19 protein-coding genes and 1 pseudogene are annotated in these 23,145 nt (G+C 68.7%); 8 read left to right on the top strand and 12 right to left on the bottom strand.

All coding sequences use genetic code 11. The features are described from left to right. Positions 1 to 39 precede the first annotated feature (39 nt). On the top strand, positions 40 to 1,125 hold the full coding sequence (disA, locus tag B141_RS0133075) for a DNA integrity scanning diadenylate cyclase DisA (RefSeq protein WP_020579476.1): 1,086 nt from the start codon (positions 40 to 42) through the stop codon (positions 1,123 to 1,125). Between the two features lie 71 nt (positions 1,126 to 1,196). On the opposite strand, the gene B141_RS0133070 is transcribed toward disA, so the two are convergent. Next, entirely contained in the window at positions 1,197 to 2,354 is a 1,158-nt protein-coding gene (locus tag B141_RS0133070) for a Gfo/Idh/MocA family protein (RefSeq protein ID WP_020579475.1), read from the bottom strand. 162 nt (positions 2,355 to 2,516) lie between these two features. Beyond that, positions 2,517 to 3,266 (bottom strand): hypothetical protein, encoded by a 750-nt coding sequence (locus B141_RS0133065; protein ID WP_020579474.1) that lies wholly within the window; start codon positions 3,264 to 3,266, stop codon positions 2,517 to 2,519. Positions 3,267 to 3,364: 98 nt separating this feature from the next. Here B141_RS0133065 and B141_RS0133060 point away from each other — a divergent pair, with 98 nt between their 5' ends. Beyond that, entirely contained in the window at positions 3,365 to 4,264 is a 900-nt protein-coding gene (locus tag B141_RS0133060; protein ID WP_020579473.1) for an HhH-GPD family protein, read from the top strand. A 99-nt stretch (positions 4,265 to 4,363) separates the two neighbouring features. Here B141_RS0133060 and B141_RS0133055 read toward each other — a convergent pair whose 3' ends face one another. The 3 genes from B141_RS0133055 to lysS form a co-directional block, all read right to left on the bottom strand. Beyond that, positions 4,364 to 6,868, bottom strand: a complete 2,505-nt coding sequence (locus B141_RS0133055) for an ATP-dependent Clp protease ATP-binding subunit (RefSeq protein WP_026257791.1) — start codon at positions 6,866 to 6,868, stop codon at positions 4,364 to 4,366. A gap of 426 nt (positions 6,869 to 7,294) precedes the next feature. Then, positions 7,295 to 7,636: a histone-like nucleoid-structuring protein Lsr2 gene (locus tag B141_RS0133050; protein ID WP_020579471.1), complete on the bottom strand. Its 342-nt coding sequence runs from the start codon at positions 7,634 to 7,636 to the stop codon at positions 7,295 to 7,297. 196 nt (positions 7,637 to 7,832) lie between these two features. Then, entirely contained in the window at positions 7,833 to 9,344 is a 1,512-nt protein-coding gene (lysS, locus tag B141_RS0133045; RefSeq protein WP_026257790.1) for a lysine--tRNA ligase, read from the bottom strand. Between the two features lie 223 nt (positions 9,345 to 9,567). Here lysS and B141_RS0133040 point away from each other — a divergent pair, with 223 nt between their 5' ends. The 3 genes from B141_RS0133040 to B141_RS0133030 all read left to right on the top strand — a co-directional run bounded on the left by B141_RS0133040 (position 9,568) and on the right by B141_RS0133030 (position 11,569). After that, complete coding sequence (locus B141_RS0133040; RefSeq protein ID WP_020579469.1) at positions 9,568 to 10,305, top strand: glycerophosphodiester phosphodiesterase; 738 nt, start codon at positions 9,568 to 9,570, stop codon at positions 10,303 to 10,305. Between the two features lie 50 nt (positions 10,306 to 10,355). Next, on the top strand, positions 10,356 to 11,057 hold the full coding sequence (locus B141_RS0133035; protein ID WP_026257789.1) for a FadR/GntR family transcriptional regulator: 702 nt from the start codon (positions 10,356 to 10,358) through the stop codon (positions 11,055 to 11,057). A gap of 191 nt (positions 11,058 to 11,248) precedes the next feature. Then, the gene (locus B141_RS0133030) at positions 11,249 to 11,569 is read left to right on the top strand and encodes an STAS domain-containing protein (protein ID WP_020579467.1); all 321 of its coding nucleotides are present in this window, start codon (positions 11,249 to 11,251) and stop codon (positions 11,567 to 11,569) included. Between the two features lie 493 nt (positions 11,570 to 12,062). On the opposite strand, the gene B141_RS0133025 is transcribed toward B141_RS0133030, so the two are convergent. Next, positions 12,063 to 12,845, bottom strand: a complete 783-nt coding sequence (locus tag B141_RS0133025) for a type III pantothenate kinase (RefSeq protein ID WP_020579466.1) — start codon at positions 12,843 to 12,845, stop codon at positions 12,063 to 12,065. Between the two features lie 364 nt (positions 12,846 to 13,209). Between B141_RS0133025 and B141_RS0133020 the strand changes: the two genes are divergently transcribed. Both B141_RS0133020 and B141_RS0133015 read left to right on the top strand, forming a co-directional pair. Then, complete coding sequence (locus B141_RS0133020; RefSeq protein ID WP_020579465.1) at positions 13,210 to 13,719, top strand: DUF1707 and DUF4190 domain-containing protein; 510 nt, start codon at positions 13,210 to 13,212, stop codon at positions 13,717 to 13,719. 225 nt (positions 13,720 to 13,944) lie between these two features. Continuing rightward, entirely contained in the window at positions 13,945 to 14,565 is a 621-nt protein-coding gene (locus tag B141_RS0133015; RefSeq protein ID WP_020579464.1) for a DUF1707 and DUF4190 domain-containing protein, read from the top strand. Between the two features lie 4 nt (positions 14,566 to 14,569). Here B141_RS0133015 and B141_RS0133010 read toward each other — a convergent pair whose 3' ends face one another. The 5 genes and pseudogenes from B141_RS0133010 to B141_RS0132990 all read right to left on the bottom strand — a co-directional run. Next, entirely contained in the window at positions 14,570 to 17,053 is a 2,484-nt protein-coding gene (locus B141_RS0133010; protein ID WP_020579463.1) for an FtsX-like permease family protein, read from the bottom strand. A gap of 12 nt (positions 17,054 to 17,065) precedes the next feature. Beyond that, entirely contained in the window at positions 17,066 to 17,818 is a 753-nt protein-coding gene (locus B141_RS0133005; RefSeq protein WP_026257785.1) for an ABC transporter ATP-binding protein, read from the bottom strand. Positions 17,819 to 17,973: 155 nt separating this feature from the next. Then, positions 17,974 to 18,645 (bottom strand): response regulator, encoded by a 672-nt coding sequence (locus B141_RS0133000; protein WP_020579461.1) that lies wholly within the window; start codon positions 18,643 to 18,645, stop codon positions 17,974 to 17,976. Further along, positions 18,646 to 19,854, bottom strand: a complete 1,209-nt coding sequence (locus B141_RS44125; RefSeq protein ID WP_020579460.1) for a sensor histidine kinase — start codon at positions 19,852 to 19,854, stop codon at positions 18,646 to 18,648. A gap of 266 nt (positions 19,855 to 20,120) precedes the next feature. Further along, positions 20,121 to 20,582 (bottom strand): annotated as a pseudogene (locus tag B141_RS0132990) (Clp protease N-terminal domain-containing protein); the annotation flags it as partial. A 150-nt stretch (positions 20,583 to 20,732) separates the two neighbouring features. On the opposite strand from B141_RS0132990, the gene B141_RS0132985 reads away from it, so the two are divergent. Beyond that, the gene (locus B141_RS0132985) at positions 20,733 to 21,722 is read left to right on the top strand and encodes an SAM-dependent methyltransferase (RefSeq protein ID WP_020579458.1); all 990 of its coding nucleotides are present in this window, start codon (positions 20,733 to 20,735) and stop codon (positions 21,720 to 21,722) included. Positions 21,723 to 21,728: 6 nt separating this feature from the next. Here B141_RS0132985 and B141_RS44120 read toward each other — a convergent pair whose 3' ends face one another. Beyond that, positions 21,729 to 23,144, bottom strand: a complete 1,416-nt coding sequence (locus B141_RS44120; RefSeq protein WP_051114260.1) for a PH domain-containing protein — start codon at positions 23,142 to 23,144, stop codon at positions 21,729 to 21,731. Position 23,145: the final 1 nt, after the last annotated feature.

The raw sequence follows: 23,145 nt of genomic DNA, 5'->3' as shown, positions 1-23,145 counted from the left end.
TAGACTTACGCGAGCAGGCCTGACCATCCCAGGAGAGTTGTGGCTGCCAGTGACAAAAGCCCGGATGCCAAGTTCCGGGCGACACTCGCCGCCGTCGCGCCGGGCACATCCCTGCGCGACGGCCTTGAGCGCGTCCTCCGCGGTCGGACGGGCGCGCTTATCGTGTTGGGCTACGACCGCACCGTCGAGTCGATCTGTACGGGCGGATTCGCGCTCGACGTCGAGTTCAGCGCCACCGGACTGCGCGAGCTCGCCAAGATGGACGGCGCGATCATCGTCGACCGTGACTGCACCCGGATCCTCCGCGCCGCCGTACACCTGATGCCCGACCCGTCGATCCCGACGGAGGAGACGGGCACCCGCCATCGCACCGCCGAACGCATCGCCAAGCAGACCGGCTTCCCCGTCGTGTCCGTGTCCCAGTCGATGCGGATCATCGGCCTGTACGTCGACGACCTCAGGTACGTCCTCGAGGACGCCGGGCAGATCCTGTCCCGGGCCAACCAAGCGCTCGCGACGCTGGAGCGCTACAAGCTCCGCCTCGACGAGGTCTCCGGCACACTCTCCGCACTCGAGATCGAAGACCTGGTGACTGTCCGGGACGTCGCCCAGGTGGCGCAGCGGCTCGAGATGGTGCGGCGGATCGCCAACGAGATCCACGGGTACGTCGTCGAGTTGGGCGTCGACGGCCGCTTGCTCGCCCTCCAGCTTGACGAACTCGTGGCGGGTGTCGACCCCGAGCGCGAACTCGTCGCCCGTGACTACCTCCCGCAGTCGACCGGCCGCCGCTCGCGTGGGGTCGAGGAGGCGCTGGCCGAGCTGGATGCCCTGTCGTCGACGGAGTTGCTCGACATCAGCTCGGCCGCTCGTGCACTCGGCCACGGCGGCGACGCGCTCGACGCCGCCGTGAGCCCGCGCGGTTACCGCCTCCTGGCCAAGGTTCCCCGACTGCCCGGGGCGGTCATCGACCGGCTGGTCGAGCATTTCGGGAGCCTGCAGAAGCTCCTGGCGGCCAGCATCGACGACCTCCAGGCGGTCGGAGGAGTGGGCGAACACCGCGCCCGCTCGGTCCGCGAGGGGCTTTCCCGGCTGGCCGAGTCCAGCATCCTCGAACGCTACGTCTGACTCGGCCCGCTCGACCCACTCCGTTCGTTCCCGCGCGACCTGTGAGGTCGCGCGGGAACGAACGCGACCTCTTACTCGCCGAAGTAGGCCGTCACCTCGGTGTCAGCCTCGGGTACCCGAACCGGCACGCTCCCTGCCCGCAGCGAGTCAGCCCCCGCGCAGCCGGCCGCCACGGCGTACCTCGCGGCCACGGGCGAGGTCTCGGTCGCCCCGCCGTCGCGGACGTACCTCAGGAACTCCGCCACGATGCGCGGATCGGCGCCGCCGTGCTCGCCGGTCTCCGGCCCGATCGGGAACGCGGAGTCGCCGTCCGCGTCGTAGTCGTGCCGGCTGTTCCACAGCCTGATCACCGTGCCTGGTTCGCCGTTCCCGAAGTTCTCGATCCGGCCTTCGGTGCCGATGATCGTGTAGTTGCGCCAGTAGTCGGGGGTGAAGTGGCACTGCTGGTACGACGCGAGCATGCCGTTCTGGAGCCGCATCATGAGCATCGACACATCCTCGACATCCATGGCCGGGTTGAGTCCGGTGAGCGAACGCGGTGGCCAGCGGGTGAGGTTGTTCTGCTGCCGCCACCAGGGCTCGGCATCTCCTGCCTGGTCGGCGTCATAGACCATGCGTTCTCCCATACCGGTGACGGTTTCGGTGTAGGAGCCGCACAGCCAGTGGAGTACGTCGATGTCGTGGGCGCCCTTCTGCAGCAGGAGGCTGGTGCCGTACCTGCGTTCGGCATGCCAGTCGGCGAAATAGAAATCGCCGCCGTGCCCAACGAAATGCCGGCACCAGGCGGCTTTGGGCTCACCAATAGCGCCCGCATCAATGAGCCTCTTCATCTCCCGGACGAAGGGCATGTGCCGCATGTTGTGTCCGAGATAAAGACGGCCGCCAGCCTTTTGCGCGGCCCGGAGTACCCGGTCACATCCTTCGGTGGTGATCGCCATCGGCTTCTCGAGATAGACGGCGACGCCGGCGTCGAGAAGGGCCAGCGCATGTTCCTCGTGGAGGTAGTCCGGGCTCAACACGAACACCGCGTCCAGCCCAAGGCCGAGGAACGCCGCCAGGTCATCGCCGGCGTGGACGTCGTCACCGAAGTCCGCCCGGAAACGACGATGTGCGTCGACATCGGGGTCAAAGACCGCGACGACCCGCGAACCCTCGCCGGGCCGGTGCGCATGCCGGGCGAGTCCCCCGCGAAGTCCGTAACCGATCACGCCGATCGAAAGGTCGTTCATACTGCTCCCGTCCACGCGCCAGAGGCCCAGCCTGCTCATTAGCGATCGGAACGTCGCGATGGCAGGCGTAATTACGCAGGTACGGCAGGCACAGTAGTAGCCCCGGGTCGGGGTGTCACCTGGGTGTTCAGGGAGCGGCTGCCCGACCCGGGCAGTGCTTCCTCAGGTCAGCTGGAAGCGGTCCCGGGCGGAGGTCCCCGCCACGGTGACCTCCGCGGCGTAGTAGCCCGGCTGCGCATTGGGTTGACCCGACGGGCACCCTTCCCGCGACCGCGTACCCGGCCAGGTGAAGGTCAGTGTGCGCGACTTCTTCGGCTCCAGTGTGAGCGGGCCCTTCGGCACCACCGAGGGGCAGTGCCGGGTGTCCCAGATCAGGTCGTTGCCCGAGGTGATCTGGATACGAAGCGAGGTCGGGTCGACCGTGAGCTGGCAGGCCGCCGACGCGGCATTGCGGATGGTGACTCTGATGGCGACCGGCTGCCCTACTGGGGACGGGTTCTTCGCCGCCTCGACGCTGGTGTCGAGCGAACCCTGGCCGCAGGCGGTGGGTCGTGCGGGCGTCGCCGGCGAGGTCGCCGGAGCGGTCGGCTTCTTCGCCGGCGGGACGCTCGGGGTGGCGGGCTTCGAGGAGGCACTCCCCTTCACTGCGCCGGTCGAGGTGACCCGTGGGGCGGGGGTACTCCCGGGCCCGGCAGAGCGCGTGGTGCCCGGTGTGACCGTCGAGCGGGCCGCTGTCGTTGACGCCGAGGTCGTCTTGTCACCGCCGGCCGCGACACCTTCCTTCGGACCGTCGGGTATCGCCAGGCTGATCACCAACCAGGCAAGAAGCAGGACCACGGCAAGAAGGGCAAGCCGCCGGACCCAGTACACCGATGCCGGCAGGGACCCGACCGGCCGCAGCAGGGGTCTCATACGGCGGAGGGTAACGAGTCAGGTGCGCGTTGCCGTGGACCCACGCCGTACGCCGCCCGGCCGGGAAGTCCCACGCGGCATGCGATGATCGATGCGCCATGCCGACCTCGCCCCTGCACGCTCGCGTCCTGGAGTGGTACGCCGCCCACGCGCGTGACCTGCCGTGGCGGCAGCCCGATGCGACTCCGTGGGCGATCCTCGTCAGCGAGGTGATGCTCCAGCAGACTCCGGTCAGCCGCGTCCTCCCGGCCTACGCCGCCTGGCTGACCCACTGGCCCACTCCCGCCGCACTTGCCGCCGACGCCCCGGGCGAGGCCGTCCGGCAATGGGATCGGCTGGGCTACCCGCGCCGGGCGCTTCGCCTGCATGCCGCGGCCACCACGATGGTCGAGCGGCATGGTGGCGCGGTGCCGTCGGCGTACGACGAACTCCGCTCACTGCCGGGCGTCGGCGAGTACACCGCGGCGGCCGTCGCGTCGTTCGCCTTTCGGCAGCGGCACGCGGTCCTCGACACCAACGTCCGGCGGGTCCTCGCCCGGGTCGCCGAGGGTGTGCGCTACCCACCCACCGCGACCACCGCCCGCGAGCGCAGGATCGCCACCGATCTCCTGCCGGACGAACCCGAGACGGCGGCGCATTGGGCAGTCGCGGTCATGGAGGTCGGCGCGCTGGTGTGTACGTCGGCCGCGCCGCGTTGTGGCGCCTGCCCGATCACCCGGGACTGCGCCTGGCATCAGGCAGGACAGCCGGACCATGCCGGTCCACCGCGGCGCCGGCAGACCTACGAAGGGACCGACCGGCAGTGCCGGGGGCGACTGCTCCGCGCGCTGCGGGAGACGTCCGAGCCGGTACACCGAGCCGATCTCGAAGCCACCTGGCCGCACGCTTCCCAACGCGAACGCGCGCTCGACACGCTGGTTGCCGACGGCCTGGTAGAGCCTCTGGACGGAGATCGCTTCCGGCTCCCCGTCCGCGCGCCCGCCGTGCCCACCCGCTGAGAGCGGCCCGGCCGACCACGCTCCCCGTCCTACCTGCGGATATGCCGAGGGGGCGATCCCGCGAACGGGATCGCCCCCTCATGCCTTGGTGGACCGGGTTTAGTCCTGGCTCGTGGCGCTGACCGGTGGGACCTCCGGAACGGCGGCCTTCGCCGTGCCGGTGAAGGTGAACTTCGCCTCCCGGCCTTCGCCCTCGACATCGACGAGCACGATCTGGCCAGAGGTCAACTCGCCGTACAGCAGCTTCTCGGCCAGGCTGTCCTCGATCTCGCGCTGGATCGTCCGGCGCAGCGGCCGGGCACCCATCACCGGGTCCCAGCCCCGCTTTGCCAGCAGTTGCTTGGCCGGCTGGGTGAGCTCGATGCCCATGTCCTTGTTCTTCAGCCGGTCCTCGACCTCGGCGATGTTGAGGTCGACGATCGCGAGGATCTCCTCCTCGGTGAACGGCGGGAAGACGATGATCTCGTCGACCCGGTTGAGGAACTCAGGACGGAAGTGCTGCTTGAGCTCTTCCTGGACCTTCGACTTCATCCGGTCGTAGGAGCCGATGAGGTCCTTGGACTGCGAGAAGCCGAGGTTGACGCCCTTGGCGATGTCGCGGGTACCGAGGTTGGTCGTCATGATGATGACGGTGTTCTTGAAGTCGACCACCCGACCCTGAGCGTCGGTGAGGCGGCCCTCCTCGAGGATCTGCAACAGCGAGTTGAAGATCTCGGGGTGTGCCTTCTCGACCTCGTCGAACAGCACCACCGAGAACGGCCGACGCCGGACCTTCTCGGTCAGCTGACCACCCTCGTCGTAGCCGACGTAGCCCGGAGGCGAGCCGAACAGCCGCGACACGGTGTGCTTCTCGGAGTACTCACTCATGTCGAGCGCGACGAGCGCACTCTCGTCCCCGAAGAGGAACTCAGCGAGGATCTTGGACAGGTGAGTCTTACCGACACCGGACGGGCCCGCGAAGATGAACGACCCGCTCGGACGCTTCGGGTCCTTCAGACCGGCGCGGGTACGCCGGATCGACTTCGCCAGCGCGTGGACGGCGTCTTCCTGGCCGATGTAGCGCTTGTGCAGCTCGTCCTCCATGCGGAGCAGCCGCTGCGACTCCTCCTCGGTGAGGCGGAAGACGGGGATGCCGGTCGCCGTGGCGAGCACCTCGGCGATGAGCTCCTCATCGACCTCGGCCACGACGTCCATGTCGCCGGCCTTCCACTGCTTCTCGCGTTCGCCCTTCTGGGCGATGAGCTTCTTTTCCTCATCGCGCAGCGAGGCAGCCCGCTCGAAGTCCTGGGCGTCGATCGCGGCTTCCTTGTCGCGGCGCACGTTGGCGATCCGCTCGTCGAACTCCCGCAGGTCAGGCGGCGCGGTCATCCGGCGGATCCGCAACCTGGACCCGGCCTCGTCGATCAGGTCGATCGCCTTGTCGGGCAGGTAGCGGTCGGAGATGTACCGGTCGGACAGCTGGGCCGCCGCCACGATCGCCTGGTCGGTGATCGTCACGCGGTGGTGCGCTTCGTACCGGTCGCGCTGCCCCTTGAGCATCTCGATCGTGAGCGCGATCGACGGCTCCTGCACGTGGATCGGCTGGAACCGGCGCTCGAGGGCGGCGTCCTTTTCGAGGTACTTGCGGTATTCGTCGAGAGTCGTCGCCCCGACGGTCTGAAGCTCGCCGCGGGCCAGCATCGGCTTGAGGATGCTCGCCGCGTCGATCGCGCCCTCGGCGGCACCCGCACCGACGAGCGTGTGGAGCTCGTCGATGAACAGGATGATGTCGCCGCGGGTGCGGATCTCCTTCAGCACCTTCTTGAGGCGTTCCTCGAAGTCACCGCGGTAGCGCGACCCAGCGACCAGCGCGCCGAGGTCGAGCGTGTAGATCTGCTTGTCCTTGAGGGTCTCGGGCACGTCGCCGCGCACGATGGCCTGCGCCAGGCCCTCGACGATCGCGGTCTTGCCGACGCCCGGCTCGCCGATGAGTACGGGGTTGTTCTTGGTACGGCGGGACAGCACCTGCATGACCCGCTCGATTTCCTTCTCGCGCCCGATCACCGGGTCGAGCTTGCCCTCGCGGGCGCCCTGAGTGAGGTTGCGCCCGAACTGGTCGAGCACAAGGGAGCCCTGCGGAGAGCCCTCGCCACTGCCACCGGCGGCCGCGCCCGCGGTCTCCTTGCCCTGGTAACCCGAGAGCAACTGGATGACCTGCTGGCGTACCCGGCCAAGATCGGCGCCAAGCTTCACCAACACCTGCGCCGCGACACCCTCACCCTCGCGGATGAGGCCGAGCAGGATGTGCTCGGTGCCGATGTAGTTGTGGCCAAGCTGGAGCGCCTCACGCAGCGACAACTCGAGCACCTTCTTGGCCCTCGGCGTGAACGGGATGTGCCCGCTCGGCGCCGTCTGACCCTGACCAATGATCTCCTCAACCTGGGCGCGGACGGCCTCCAAGGAGATACCGAGGCTCTCGAGCGCCTTGGCGGCCACGCCTTCGCCTTCGTGGATGAGACCCAGAAGGATGTGCTCCGTGCCGATGTAGTTGTGGCTGAGCATCCGGGCCTCTTCTTGGGCCAGGACGACAACCCGCCTCGCGCGGTCGGTGAACCTCTCGAACATCATTTGCTCCCCGGGCTGGAGACGGCGCGGGGGTCGGACGTACCCCGGCCCCTGCACTTCATGCTAGACCCCGACCGCGGCCTCACCCGCTCGCACCATGTCTCGAGTCGGGATCAACCGGACGCGGCCGGTAAACATTACGTGACGCTGTAACTGCCTGGCCTCCCCACTCTGTTCCCCCACCACCCCCTATGGCGAGGTGTTACGCCCGAAGCGAACACGGGAAGTCCGCGGCCTGTGACAGTACGGCGGCAACCCGTCGCAACGCCCCGAGCGCACGACAAGGCCCCCAAGGAGGACCTCGGGGGCCTTCGCGCTTAGACGCGCAATTCCGTCACAGAGTGAACGGTCGCCGCGACGTCTTGTTAACAGGCTTCAGAGGCATCGCGCGTCTGCGGACATCAGAAGCACCAACCGCTGAGCTGACTAGCGGCGGCCCTTCTGGTAGGCCTCGATGATCTCGGCCGGAATCCGACCACGGTCACTCACGTCGTAGCCCTGATCCTTGGCCCAAGCACGGATCTCGGCGGTCTCCGGCTTGCGCGCGGCACCACCGGCGGCCGGCTTGGCGGCACGTCCACGGGCGGCACGACCACCCACCCGACGAGCCGAGTCGACGTAAGAGGCGACGACGTTCCGCAACTTCGCCGCATTCTTGGCGGACAGGTCGATTTCGTAGGAGACGCCGTCGAGCGCAAACTTCACGCTCTCCTCGGCCTCCGAACCATCGATGTCATCGATGAGAACGACGTTAGTCTTCGTCGCCACTTCAGTGGTTCCCTTCTCTAATACACGGGGGCTAACACAAGAATAGAGCCACGCGCAGGTTTTGAGCAAACACGGAATACCTTCTACTCCGGACAATCTCTCCGCGCTCTGACTAGCTACCCACGCAATGGCCCCGCAGAACCTTCAAAGGACTACCGGACGTGTTGCCTTCGACCGGTCTTCGCGACGCCGTCCTTCAGCCCTCCGGCTTCACCAGTGGGAAGAGGATGGTGTCACGAATGGAACGAACGCCGGTCAGCAGCATGACGAGCCGGTCGATTCCCATACCCATCCCGCCGGTCGGCGGCATGCCGTATTCGAGAGCACGCAGGAAATCCTCGTCGAGCTGCATCGCCTCTGGATCGCCGCCGGCCGCTCGGATGGACTGCTCGACGAGCCGGTCGCGTTGTTCGACCGGGTCGACGAGCTCCGAATATGCCACCGCCAACTCCACACCGGCCGCCACCAGATCGAAGGCCTCGGCAAGTCGGGGATCCTTGCGGTGGGGCCGAGCCAACGGGCGAACCTCGGCGGGATAGTCACAGACAAATGTCGGCTCGATGAGGGTGTGCTCGACGAGCTTCTCAAAGAGCTCGAGGACGATCTCGCCGGTGCTCCAGTCGGGCTGAAGCGCGACATTGAAGCGGTCGGCGTATCGCCGCAGCTCCTCCTCGCCAGTGTCGGGCGTCACTTCTTCGCCAACGGCAGAGGAGACCGCCTCGTGTATTGGCAGCCAACGCCATTCGGTGGTGAGGTCGATCTGTCCGCCGCGACCATCGGGGACCACTGTCGAGCCGACCGCCGTCGCCGCCGCCAGGACGAGGGAGCGAACCAGCCCGGCCATCGTGTGGTAATCGCCGTAGGCCTCATAAGCCTCGAGCATCGTGAACTCGGGTGAGTGCGTCGAGTCGACGCCCTCATTCCGGAAATTACGACCGATCTCGAAGACCCGGTGGACACCGCCGACGACCAGCCTCTTGAGGTACAGCTCGATCGCGATGCGGAGGTAGTACTCCCGGTCGAAGGCGTTGAACTGCGTCACGAATGGTCGGGCCGCGGCGCCACCATGGACGGCCTGCAGGATGGGGGTTTCGACTTCGACGTAGTCGCGGGAGGAAAGGGACTGCCGAATCGTCGACACCACGGCCGAGCGGGCCACCAGCAACTCCCGGGCTCCGGGGCGCTGGATGAGATCGAGGTAACGCTGGCGTACCCGGGATTCCTCGGACAGGTGCTTGTGCTCGACCGGAAGCGGGCGTACCGCTTTGGAGACGATGAACCAACGAGTGGCCGCAACGGAGAGTTCGCCGCGCCGGCTGGTGACGACCTCACCCTCAACACCGACGTGGTCACCGATGTCGACCATGGATTTCCAGTCGGCGAGGGACTCCTGACCGACCCGGTCCACCGAGATCATGGCCTGCACCTCGGTGCCGTCGCCATCGCGGAGGCGTGCAAAACACAGCTTGCCGGTGATCCTGGAAAAGATGACCCGCCCCACAACCGTCGCCATCTGACCAGTCGCCTGGTCGGGTTCAAGATCACCGTAGAGACGGCGAAGCTCGGCGAGAGTATGGGTCCGTGTGACTGAGACGGGATACGGATCAATGCCGCGACCGATCAGCTGCGCCCTCTTATCGCGCCGAATCCGCATCTGCTCCGGGAGATCCTCCTCCGGCGCAGCGCGGGGCGGGGGCGTCTCGGTCATAGGTCACAAGGTTATGCGGTGTGGACGCACCCTGGTTTATTGGGGTGGGGTACGACGCCGAACACCAGATGGTATGTCGAACGCGCGTTGGCCGCGGGTATCTCACCGGCTATCGCGCGTTGGTGTCGCCGGTCTGTATCCCGGCTGTACGTGAGAGGGTCGTCACTTGTCGGGCCTCCAGCAGCCACCACCCATCATCGCCGAATCGGACAGGCAGGTAAACGTGACGTTCACACTGGTCGGGCACCGGGGCGCCATGGGCCTTGAACCCGAGAACACCCTTCGCTCTTTTCGCCGGGCGGTCGAGGAAGGAGCGGACGCGATCGAACTCGACCTGCGCCTGAGCGCCGACGGCCAGCTCGTCATCCTGCACGACAGCGACGTGGAGAGAACGACAGATGGGAAAGGCAAGGTCGCTGAGATGACCCTTGCCGAGATCAAGGCACTCGATGCGGGAGAGGGCGAGTCGATCCCGACGTTCGACGAAGTCCTCGACTCGGTCGCACTCCCGATCCAGGCCGAGATCAAGGCACCGGATGCGGCACGTGCCGCTCTCGACACGATTCGCGACCGCGGACTGTTTGACCGTATTACTGTGACGTCGTTCTCGGCCGACATCATCCGCGCGACGATCGAGTACCTCCCCGAGGTCCGTACCGGTCTCATCTCCTCGCGGGCGCGGCGCGAATCCGTCGACCTGGCCCGGGAGATGGGCGTCCCCCTCCTTTGCCTTGGCCTGGCCGAACTCGACGCCGAATTCGTCGAGCTGTGCCGGCAGGAAAGGCTGGAGGTCATTGGCTGGCCGGCCAACGATGAAAACCAACTCGTCCACGCACTCCGTATCGGCGCCGACGGAGTGACCTCCGACTTTCCGGGGCTCCTTCGGGATTCGAGCCGGCGCGTCCCCGAGGTCGAGACGTTGCTGGCCAACCGGCCCGGGGTTGAGTCGGCCCGGGGTTGAGTCGGCCCGGGGTTGAGTCGCCGGAGAAGGACGTCAGGACAATGGCCGACATGGCGCGCACCGACGAGGCGATCTCCCGGATCCGCGAACTCATCGTGACCGGTGAACTGCACCCGGGCGCCCGGCTTCCGCCCGAAAAGCAACTCTGCGCCATGCTCGGAATGTCGCGTGGTTCGGTACGTGAAGCGGTGAAAGCCCTCGAAGTCGCCCGCGTACTCGACGTCCGCCGTGGAGACGGCACCTACGTCACGAGTCTGGAGCCGGCGCTACTTCTGGAGGGGATCGGCTTCGCCGTCCATCTGATCCAGGACCGCGATCTCGCCGATGTCATGCATGTACGCCGGATCCTCGAAGCGGAGGCCACCGCGCTGGCGGCCCGGCACGCGGACGGCGACCTCCTCGCCGACCTGCGCACCTTGCTCGACCAGATGCGCGCCGCCTCCGACACCGAGGAACTCGTGTCCTACGACACGGCGTTCCATGACCGGGTGATCGCCGCCTGCGGCAACCCGACGCTGGCGTCGCTGCTATCAGCCCTGTCGAGTCGCACCCTCCGGGCGCGGATCTGGCGGGGCCTGCGCGAGGAGGGCGCGGCGAGCCTCACTATCGCCCAACACGAAGGCATTTATGCCGCTCTGGCCGACCGTGACCCGGAGGCCGCCCGGGCGGCGAGCGTTGTCCACGTCGCCACCTCCGAACGCTGGCTCCGCGGCGTCCTCGACCTTCCGGGATCGATCCCGGAGCCGGCCTGACGGCGATCCCTCACCCGCGGCCCGGGCGTTCCTCGTACGGGTCCGGCGTTCCTCGTACGGGTCCGGCGTTCGGCGCACGGCTGGTGTTCGGCGCACGGCTGGTGTTCGGCCGGCCGGTGGGGGTACACCGGTTTCATGGCCCGGGCATCGGACCGGAACGCACTCGCCGAAGCCGCGAGGAGGCGAGAGGTATGGATGACGTCGAGGTAGTCGACCGGGGAAGTCGCGAGATCGTGGTGTTCCTGCGCGGAATGATCGGGCCGGCAACGGAGTCCAAGCTGGCCGCCGCGCTCCAGGAGGTGTCACTCCTGGAGGACCTGGGCAATCTGGACCGCGTCGTCGTGGACACCCGCGAGGTCACGGCGTTCGACGAATGCGGTCTGCGGTTCCTGCTCGAGATGGAACGCCGGGGGCAGGCCGAGGGGTATGAGGTCGCGTTCTCCATGATCAGCCAGCCGGTGCTCAGGGCGCTGGACCGAGCGCACTGGCATCACCTGCCGCTGTACAGCTGACCCGGAGTACGCCTCGCGCGAGACGTGGGCCGCATCTCCACGTTGATCGTCGCTTCGGGTCTCAGGTGTACGCCATTCTCGAGACAGCCCCGACCCCACGCGCCGTCTCCCTACGAAGCAAGTCGAATTCACCTTGCATGGTGGCGACTTGGCGCGTGAGGTCCCAGCTTTCACATCGCGTACACCCAGGCAGCCCCGCATATTGACCCGCGCGACCTCTAAGGCGGCTTACTCATAGGGCCCTCGCACCGACAGACCGCGGCATCGTGAAGGGAGCCGGAGCCGACTTGGCGGAGGTGTCTCGGCTTCTTTCCCGAAACTCCTCCGCCAAGTCACCGCAACCTCGCGAGCGATCTCACATAGTGGGTGCTTCTCGAACCCGCTCAAGATCATTTCGGGGAAGTGGCCCACGCTCCGCGCGAGACGTGGGCTTCCCCAAAATGATCTCGATGGACCGCAGGCCGCCTGGATGTTGAGACATCATCGCCCCGCGTCAGGTCGCGGGTTGGTTGCGCTCGAACACCAGGCGGAGCCCTCGCAGGGTGAGCCAGGGTTCGTGCTCGGTGACCGTGCGGCACTCCTCGATGACCAGCGGGGCGAGGCCGCCCGTCGCCACCACCGTCACGTCGTCAGGGGCGGCACCGAGTTCACCGATCATCCGCCCGACAATGCCGTCGACCTGCCCCGCGAACCCGTAGACCGCGCCGGACTGGAGCGCCTCCACGGTGTTCTTGGCGATCACCGAACGCGGGCGAAGGAGTTCGACCCTGCGGAGTTGGGCTCCCCGCTGACCGAGCGCTTCCAGCGAGATCTCGATCCCGGGGGCGATGGCCCCTCCGATGTACTCCCCGCGCGCACTCACCACGTCGAACGTCGTCGCCGTACCGAAGTCGACCACGATCGACGCCCGGGCGTAGAGGTCGAACGCGGCGAGCGCGTTGACGATCCGGTCCGCTCCGACCTCGCGCGGATTGTCCATGAGGACGGGTACGCCGGTGCGGACGCCGGGCTCCACCACCACGCCCACAACATCGCCGTAATAGCGGCGGAGCATCTCCCGGAGCTCGTGCAGCACCGCCGGGACACTGGAGCAGATGGACACACCCGTCACACCGCCCGGACCGAGGTGGCCGTCGAGGAGCCCGGCGACGAGAACGGCGAGTTCGTCTGCCGTACGGCGGTCGTCGGTCGCCACCCGCCAGTGCTCGACCAGCTCAGCATGGTCGAAGAGCCCCAGAACGGTGTGGGTGTTGCCGACGTCGATCGCGAGGAGCATGGGCTGGCGCCCTTTCGTTATGAAGTTTCACCGCCGGCCAACCCGCCAGGCATTCCGGCCCGTCAGCGTACTAGGAGGTGTTTCATGGGTGGGGCCGGTCAAGCGGTCCGCGCGTACGCGAGATCCACAGGACGATGGGTCAAGCGGCACGTTCGACCCACGCGAGACGTCACAATGGCTGGGGGCGGGATGATCTGGCCGTTCCACGGCGGTTCCACGGCGGCCAACGCCCGCGGCAGGACACCACGCACGGCGAACAGGTGAACGACGGTGGGGAGCACATGAGCGAGCGCAGCGAAGCGAGGACGCGCATGAGCGAGCGCAGCGCAGCAAGGACGCGGCCTGGTGACGTTGGAGGGATGGGATGAACGCCAACTGGCACTCGATGCGGGCTTCAGACGCCGACCGCCAGCGCGGCGCTGACGTCCTCAAGGCGGCCCTCGCCGAAGGCCGGCTCACCTGGGCCGAACACGAACGCCGTCTCGACACTCTCATGCGTTCCCAGACCTACGGCGAGCTGCAGGCGATCATCGCCGACCTGCCCTCAGGGCCCGCTCCGATGCCGTCCCCCGGGCCGTCGGCACCGATGTATCCCGCACCCGTCGGCCGGGCTCCGCAGCCGTGGCAGGGATACCCGCTGACGCCCGCGCGGCCGACCGAACCCCTCGCCAAGGCGTCGTTGATTCTCGGCGCGCTCACCCCGCTCACCTGCGGCATCAGCGGTATCGCCGCGGTCGTCACCGGCCACCTGGCGCTGTCCAAGATCAAGGAAACCGGCGACGACGGGCGCGGACTCGCGATCGCGGGCGTCACCATCGGCTGGGTCGTGGTCGCGATGGGCGTCTTGTGGATCCTCGCCATCATCATGGCCTGAGGTCCGTTCGACGGCATATGTACCGGATATCGGGATCGCTCGGCTTTGGGCATATCCGCCGCATTCCCGGGGGCCGATTTCGTGCCTTCGGGTACGCCTAGAGCGCGAGCTGTCCGTCGCAGACCTCGGCCAACCCCAGGATCGGCCTGCACAATGGCAGGAGAGGACGTTCTCCGGACCGCCTCGTCCCGATGCGGGCCGGCTCCCTACCGGGCTGGGGGTGACATGAGCGCCGACTGGTACTCCATGCGGGCGTCGGACGCGGACCGTGAGCGGGCGGCTGATGTGCTGAAGGCCGCCCTCGCCGAGGGCCGGCTCGACTGGGAGGAGCATCGGGAGCGGGTCGATGCGGTCATGAGAGCCCGCACGTACGGCGAGCTCCAGGCACTGATCGTCGACCTGCCCGTCGGGCCGACGCCGTTCCCGCTCCCCTCGCCGGGCCAGCAGATCGGACCCGGCCAGCCCACCTCGCCGGCACAGATCCTGCCACCCGGCCAGCCGCCCGCGCTTCCGGGCAGGCCCGTACACGCCCTGGTCCCCCGCCCGGACAACCCGCCACCGCCCGCCCCGCTCGCCAACCCCTGGGCCAACTACGTACCCGCGCCGGTCCGGGTCACCGAACCCCTCGCCAAGGTCTCGATCGCCTGCGCGGTGCTCGGCCTGTGTACGTCGGGGATGAGCGCGGTGCCCGCGATCGTGACGGGGCACCTGGCGCTCTCCCGTATCCGGCGTACGAACAGCGATGGTGTCGGCCTCGCGGTCGCCGGTCTGGTGCTCGGTTACCTCGAGTTGGCGTTTGTCGCGTTGTGGTTCGTCCTGGCGGTTCTGTTCGGTCTCGGCAGTTAAGAGGTCATTCGTCGCCGAGGGCCGCGGCGGGTGGTACGCGGACCGCCCGGCGGGCCGGCAGCACCGACGCGGCCAACCCGGCCACCAGTGCGACGCCGGCCACGAGAAGGAGCCGGCTCACGGGGATGTCGAGCGCCACCTGACCCTCGGCCGCGGTCCGCAGTAGGACGGTTGTGCCCGACCAGCCGTACCCGATGCCGAGCAGCAGGCCGAGGACCACCGCGGCGGCCGCGATGAGTAGCGCCTCGAACGCCAGCATCCCCCGCAGCTGCCCCCGGGTCAGCCCGAGTGCGCGGAGCAACGCCTGCTCCCGCGTTCGCTCGATCACTGACAGGCTCAGCGTGTTGCCGACGCCGACCAGCGCGATGACGACGGCGACCGCGAGCAGCCCGGTCGCGATCAGGAGCAGCACGTCCAGGATCTGGTCGTACATCGCCCGCATCGGTGCGGCCCCGCCCACCGAGACGTTGTCCAGGTCGCCGACCACCTGCTGGACCCGCTCGAGTACCGCCTTGGTGTCCGCGGGCTCACCGATCCGGGCCCAGAGCACCGCGATCTGTGCCTTCGGCGCCAGGCGGGCCAGGTCGCCGGCGCTCACGATCACCGACGGGGTGTCCTCGTCGCGGACCATGCGTACCCGGACGGTGAGTTCGCCGCCCGAGGACGTACGCAGGCGCCAGCTGCCGCCCTCCTCGAGCCCGAACTGCGCCGCGGTGACCGGGCCGACGATCGCGAGCCCGTCGCGAAGCCCGCCGAGCGGTCCAGGATTCCGGAGCAGTTTGGCTGCCGCCGCCGGATCGACTCCGTGAACCTGGACCCGCATGGACGGGTCGTCCACGAGGGCCACCTGCCCGGCCCGGAGCGGGACCGTCCCGGCGAGGCCGTCGACACCGCGAAGTGCGGCGAGCGTCCTGTCCGCCAGGCGTTCCCCACCTTCGGCGGAAACGGTGAGGTCGAGCGGATAGCTCCGGTCGAGCGACTCGTGCAGCGTGCGTTGGACAGACGCCGCTCCGACGGTCATCAGCGAGATCAGGGTGACGCCGACGAGCAACGCGGCGGCGGTGGCAGCCGTACGCCGCGGATTGCGTACGGCGTTGGACACCGCGAGCCGGCCGGGCACGCCACCGACCCGGGCCGACAGCAGGCCGATGAGCCGGACAGCGGCCGGCACCAGCACCGGCGCACCGAGCAGGACGCCGAGGAACGACACCAGGCCCCCACCGATACCGGCGGCGAGCCCAACCATGATCGCGCTCGTACGGGTGCCCGCGACCAGGATCGCGCCACCGCCGAGGACGAGTACCAGGGCAAGGACCACCCGGACCACCCCGGCTCGGGAGCGTACGGTCACCGCCATCTCCGGGCGGAGCGCGGCCAGCGGCGACACCCGGGTGGCCCGCCTGGCCGGCGCGAGCGCCGCGGCCACCGTGGCCGTCAGACCGGCAACGAACGGGACGACGAGCGTGGGGGTGCTGGGCATCAGCGAGGACGGCATCAGTCCGTTGGCCTGCCCTTCGAGCAGCCGGACCGCCAGCGCGGCGAGTCCGGCGCCCGCGGCCACGCCGAGCGCGGACGCGGCGACACCGAGAACGACCGACTCCAGGAGCACAGACCCGAACACCTGCCCGCGTCGTGCACCGACACACCGCAGGAGAGCGAGTTCACGGGTCCGCTGGGCCAGCAGGATCGTGAACGTGTTGGCGACGACGAGGGTCGCCACGAACAACGCGATACCGGCGAACCCGAGGAGGAACGCACCCAGGACGTCGACCCCGCCGGTCAGGCCGGCCACCAGCTCGGTCACGCGTTCGTTGGCGGTCTGGACGGTGATGTCCGCACCGACCGCGGCGCTCAGCCGGGTCCGGAGCGCGGCGAGATCGGCACCGTCTGCCGCCCGGACAAGGACCTCGAGGTAGGTGGCGCCATCGCCCCACGCGGTGGTCGCCTGGTCAGTCGCCACCAGGGTGATGTCCTGGGCCAGCGTGCCACCGCGGACGATCCCGACGACGCGGACGTCGTGGACGCGCGACTGGCCGGTGGTGAGGGTGAGGCGGGTACCCAGCCGAAGGTTCTTGTCCTTGGCCGTGCTGGCGGCCACCGCCACCTCGTCAGGCTTCTCGGGCAGCCGTCCGTCCTTGACCCGCTGCCACCGCAGGTCCGGGTCAAGGGGGATGCCTGAGACCTGGACCCAGACGGATCCGGGCGAGCCGGGGTAGTGGACCTCGACACCCGTCACGGCGACACCGGAGGCGGCGGCGACTCCCTCCATCCCCTGGATCCGGCGTACGGCGTCCGGCGTGAGGTCGTTCTGGTTGCTGGCGACCACGAGGTCGGCCCGGGCGTACTGCGCGCCGACCGCCTCCGCCATGGCCGCCTTGGTGGAGTTCAGGACGAGGAGGGCGGTCGTCACGAACGCCACACCGAGCACGACCGCGAGCCCGCCCGCGACGTACCGCGCGGCGTGGCCCCGGATCGACGCGAGCATCATCCGGCGCATGGTTCAGGCCCCCAGCTCGCGCATGGCGGACAGGACCGTGTCAGGAGTCGGCTGCTGGATCTCGCCGGCCAGCCGGCCGTCGGCGAGCAGCACCACGCGGTCGGCGTACGACGCGGCCACCGGGTCGTGGGTGACCATCACCACCGTCTGGCCGAACTCGCGGACCGACCGCCGCAGGAAGTCGAGCACCTCCGCACCGGTCCGCGAGTCGAGGTTCCCGGTCGGCTCGTCCGCGAACACCACGTCAGGACGGGTCACCAGCGCCCGCGCGACCGCGACCCGTTGCTGCTGGCCGCCGGACAGCTCGGCCGGGCGGTGGGCCAGCCGGTCCGCGAGTCCGAGCACCTCGACAAGGCTGTCGACCCACTGGCGGTCCGGCCGGGTGCCGGCGAGGTCGAGCGGAAGCAGGATGTTCTGCCTGGCGGTGAGGGTCGGCATCAGATTGAACGACTGGAAGACGAAGCCGACCCGCTCCCGCCGCAGCACCGTGAGCTGCTTGTCAGAGAGTTCGGTGAGGTTGGTGCCTCCGAGCAGGACGTCGCCCGACGTCGCGCTGTCGAGGCCCGCGAGACAGTGCATGAGCGTCGACTTTCCCGAGCCCGACGGACCCATGATCGCGGTGAACTGGCCGGCCTCGAGCGATACGGTCACGTTGTCGAGGGCGCGTACGGACGTGGCGCCCTGGCCGTACACCTTGACGAGGTTCACGGCACTCACCGCCGACTGTACGTTCACGGGCGGAGCTGCGGCATGCATGGATTGGCCTTTCGGAAAGTGTCCGGTCCGACTCGCACAACCTAGAAGCCGCGGCCTCGGCGAGGCGTCCGCCTAGACGGCCGATCTGGCGTACTGCTCGCGGCGGATCCCTTACGCCGCAAGGCGTACGACGATCGGGTGATGCCTCTGCCGATTTAGCGGCGGGCGCTGACCAAGCCGTTCTCGTACGCGAACACCACCAGCTGCACGCGATCGCGCAGGCCCAGCTTGGCGAGGATCCGCCCGACGTGGGTCTTGACCGTCGCCTCGGCGAGGAAGAGCCGGCCGGCGATCTCGCCGTTCGACAGCCCGCGAGCCACCTCGAGCAGCACCTCGCGCTCCCGGTCGGTCAGCCCGGCGACCCGCTCGTCGGGCCGCGGCGTGCTGTCGGGGAGGAGAGGCGCGACGCGTTCGAGCAGGCGCCGCGTCGTGCTCGGGGCCACCACGGCGTCGCCGGAGTGTACGGCCCTGATCCCCGACAGAAGGTCGTCAGGAGGAGCGTCCTTGACCAGGAATCCGGCGGCGCCGGCCTTGAGAGCGGAGAAGGCGTACTCGTCGATGTCGAACGTCGTGAGCACCACGACCCGGGGCGCGTCCACCCCCAGCGCGCGGATCTGGCGGGTCGCCTCCACACCGTCCATGCGGGGCATCCGCACATCCATCAGGACCACGTCGGCGTCCACTGATCGCAGCTTCGCGAGCGCCTCAACACCGTCACCGGCCTCGCCCACAACGTCCATGTCGGGTTGGGAATCCACGACCATCCGGAAACCCGCACGGACAAGAACCTGATCGTCAACAAGGAAAACCCGGATCGTCACCAGCACTCACACTCCATCGCCGACGAGACGGCCAGCCACCCGGCCGCGTTCCGCTCCCGTCAACGGAAGCTCGGCCAGCACCTCAAAACCTCCGCCCCGGCGCGGACCGGCACGCAGCTGTCCACCGTAGACGGCGATGCGTTCCCGCATGCCAGCCAACCCCTGCCCCTGCCCGTCGGAGCTGGCCGCGGCACCCCGCCCGTCATCGCAGACCCGCACCCGCAGCGCGTCGTCGGCGTACGACAGCCGCACCGAGGCGCGGGCAGTGGGACCGCCGTGCTTGAGCGTGTTCGTCAAGGCTTCCTGGACGATGCGGTACGCCGTCAACTCCGTACCTCCGGCCAGCGCGCGAGGCTCACCGTCGACAGCCAGGTCGACCGCCATCCCGCTGGAGCGGACCTGCGCCACCAGATCGGGCAGCTGCGCAAGGCAGGGTTGCGGCGTGAACTCCGCGTCATCTGCCTCGTTGCCTGACCGGAGTACGCCGAGCAGCCGCCGCATCTCGCTCAGCGCCTGCCGGCTGGTCGCCCCGATGGTTTTGAGCGCCTCCCGGGCCGCGCCGGCGTCCTTCTCACCCGCGTACAACCCACCGTCGGCCTGCGCCACGACGACGGACAGGGAGTGGGCGACGACATCATGCAACTCCCGCGCGATCCGGGCCCGCTCGGCCGCCCGGGCGAGGAGCGCCTGCTGGTCGCGTTCGAACTCAAGGCGCCGGGCCCGCTCCTCCAACTCCCCCACGTACGCCCGGCGGGTCCGCATCAGGTCCCCGAGCGTCCAGCTGAGCGCGACCAGTGCGGCATGCACGAGCAGGATCGACGACCAGTTTCCGGCCTGTTCAGGCTGGACCCAGTCGAGCGGACCGAGGACCGCCCCCAGCGCCCCGACGCCGAGGGCCGCCAGCCGTACCCAGATCCTCCTCGCGTAAGCGCTTACGGCGTACAGCGCGAACGGGAAGGCAATATCGCCGTTGATCGGAACGTCGAGCAGGATCAGCTGTGCCAGGCAGCCGAACGACACCACCGTGAAGACCGCGACCGGGTACCTCCGCCGCCACACCAGAGGCAGCAGCAGGAAGGCGGAGAGGAGACCAGGTATCTCGCCCGAGAAGAACCCGCTGCCGATGAGCAACAGGCCCGAAAGGATCACGACGATGCCAGCGTCGACGACATAGGGTCGGCGACGCAGCCAGTCGTAGATCCGATGGTGCCGCACGGCAGTTGAGCGTACGTGCCGGGTGCCGTGCTGGCGTCCACCACAGGGATGACACCGGCCGTTGGCGTCCGCCGCAGGGATGACCCGGACGCGGCGTGACTGCCACGCGATGCTCAGGACGACTGGCCGGCGTCGATTCCGTGCCGGCGCAGCAGCGTTCGAAGGCGGGCGAGCTCACGGTGAAGGCGGGCGTTCTCCTCGATGATGGCGGCGACCTCGCCGACGGTCGGTGACTCGGCACCACGTGCACGCGCCGTCGGATGCTCGCCGGACGTCGGACCAGCCGCGGGCTCTTTCTCCCCGATGGTCAGGAGGATCTCCTGACGCAGCCGAACTCTGCTGACGCCGAGGCGTTCGATCGCCTGGATTCCCACGCCGCTCCCTTCGGTCAACAGACCAAGCAGCAGGTGTTCCGCGCCGATGTACTGATGCTTGAGTTGCAGGGCTTCGCGAAGCGACAGCTCCAGCGCGGTCTTGGCGCGGGGCGTGAACGGAATGTGGCCGGACGGCTCATCCCTACCGACCCCGACGATTTCCTCAACCTGCCCCCGCACGCCCGTCAGCGAGATTCCCAGGCTCTCGAACGCCTGCCCGGCCACCCCCTCGCCCTGGTGCACGAGTCCCAACATCAGATGCTCAGTCCCGATGTAGTGGTGATTGAGCATCCTGGCCTCCTCCTGCGCCAGGACCACCACCCGTCGAGCGGCCTCGGTGAACCGTTCGAACATCACTCCCCCTCTCAGCCTGTTCCTGGACACCCGACGGGGTGCGGCGGGAATCCACGAACAGGCTCGAACCTCAAGCCTCGGTGAGGACGGGGCCTGGCGGCAAGGGGTTCGGCGTGGAGGGCCGCCCATTCGGCGCATAGGGTCGCGCGTATGGCGACCGACCGAGCCTGGCAGACCTGGCGGGAGGCGACGTCGCGGGCGTTGTACGGGCCGGGCGGTTTCTTTCGTACGCAGGCGCCGGCCGCGCATTTCCGTACCTCGGTGCATGTCTCCTCGGCGTTCGCCGACGCGGTGTTCCGTCTCGCGCGGTCGGCGGGTCTCCGGGCGGTCACGGATGTGGGCGCGGGTCGGGGTGAGCTGCTGACCACGCTGCACCAGTTCGCGCAGGATCTCGACCTCCTCGGCGTCGAGGTGGCCAACCGGCCGGCGGACCTGCCGGACGCGGTGGGTTGGTCGGACGTCGTACCCGACACCCTCGACGGGCTCGTGATCGCGAACGAATGGCTGGACGACGTCCCGCTCGATGTGGTCGAGGTCGACTCCGGCGGTGCGCTCCGTCTGGTCGAGGTCCAGGTGGAGACCGGCGACGAGCGGCTCGCGGATCCCATCGATGGCCGGGACCTCGCCTGGGTCGAACGCTGGTGGCCCCTCGCGGACGCCCCGCCGGGGAGTCGCGCCGAGGTGGGCTGGCCGCGCGACGACGCCTGGGCCGGGGTGGTACGAAGACTGCGTACCGGCATCGCGGTGGCCATTGACTACGGGCACCTGCGGGAGCGGCGGCCGTACGCCGGAACGCTGGTGGGTTACCGCGCCGGCCGGCTCGTCCCACCGGTGCCCGACGGCTCCTGCGACCTCACCTCGCATGTCGCGGTGGACGCGGTGGCCCGCGCTGGTGAGGAGGCCGGCGCCGCATCGACGGTTCTCACCGACCAGAGGTCGGCGTTGCGTGGCCTGGGTGTGACGGGGACGCGGCCACCGCTCACGCTGGCCCACGCTGATCCGGGCGCCTATCTGGCCGCGCTGGCTCGGGCTGGTGAGGACGCCGAACTCATCGCGCCGGGTGGCCTCGGCGACTTCTGCTGGCTGGCTCAGGCGAGGAACACCGAGCTGCCGCCCCTCAAGATCCGTGCGGGCGGCTGAACCTGATCACTCTCGTGGAAGCTGCGCCTGCATCCAGCGTTCGGGACCAGCGGCCCGGCGGGCCTGTCTCGAGCGTTCGGCCTGCGCCTCGGCGAGTTCCCGCGCGACCTGGCTGGACCGGTGGAGGGCCACCGCGTTCACCGGACCGACGGGAGTGTCGAGGTGGACGGTCGCGAGATCGAGACGCCGCTGAAGCGGTCCCTGCGTAATGCGAACGCTCTGCATCTTGCCGTGCGGAACGACGGCGGTACGCCGGGTCAGCCACCCCGTGTCGGTGACGAACACCCGGTCGTCGGCACCGTGGCGGAGGTAACGCCAGCCGATCGGGCGGAGCCAGCGAGCCCGCCGGGGTGCGAGCACCCGCTCCACCCCGTCGACGTCCACGCCTGGCAGCACCCGCTCGAGCAGCGCCCGGGCGACCGGCCAGGGCGCGACCGGTAGCAGGGTCGAGGCGGTCTGCCCTTCCTGGTTGCCTTTTCCGCCGTACCCCGCCACGTCGACCGAGAGCTTCACCCAGCCCTTGGGCCGCCACAGCAACTGCTGCTCTATCTCGACACCCTGTACGCGCCCGGGCGGCACGGTCTGCGCCCAGGTGTCAAGGAGACCTTTACGGATGCGGAGGCCGTCCGGCGACTCGCTGACGGTGAACCCGAACTCGCTCACGAACTGCCGCCACACCACGCCGAGCCCACCGAGCGCCCAGGGGATGAGGAACGCGAGCCCCACCATCTCCCGGACCACCGTGGTCGTCGCGGCCACCACCACGAATCCCAACGCCGCGGTCAGGAACGGCGCACTCACCACGGTGGAGGCGAGGAGTACGCCAGGAGGTACGGCGACGAGTTGGCGTTCCGGCGCCTCGGGAGTGTCAGCCGCGAGCCCCGCCGCACGGGCGAGGAGTTCGGCCCGAAGCTTCTGGGCGCCGGGTTCGGTGAGATAGGCAAGCGGCGCCTCGGTCTTGCCGCCGCCAGCCATCTCCAGCCGAAGCTCCGCCACACCGAGCAGCCTGGCCATGACGGGTCGCACGATGTCGACCGCCTGAAGCCGGTCGATCCGGATCCGCCGCGAACGCCGGAAGAGGAACCCGCTCTCGATCCGGAGTTCCTCACCCTCGATGCGGTACTTCGTGAACCACCACGAGAAGGAGCCGAGGACAACGCCCAGCACCACGGCCGCCACCATCTGGATCCCGAACAACCGGAAGTCCAGGTCGCGGACCGCCTCCTGCCCCACGATCGCGACGACGAGCGCGAAGTACTTCCAGCCGTTGAGCACCGGGGTCGCCGGGTGGAGCCGGCGCAACTCGGTCGCCTCACCAGCGGGGTTGGGATCAACAGGTATGGGATCAACGGGTATGGGATCGAGGGCTATGGGATCAACGGGTATGCCATCAACCGGGCCGCGGTCTGCTGATTCGGACATC

Origin of the sequence: Actinopolymorpha alba DSM 45243, assembly GCF_000373925.1 — a bacterium.
In the GTDB taxonomy this organism is placed as follows: Bacteria; Actinomycetota; Actinomycetes; order Propionibacteriales; family Actinopolymorphaceae; genus Actinopolymorpha; species Actinopolymorpha alba.
The sequence above is the reverse complement of the archived record's forward strand: the minus strand, read 5'-3'. Positions and strand labels throughout refer to the sequence as shown.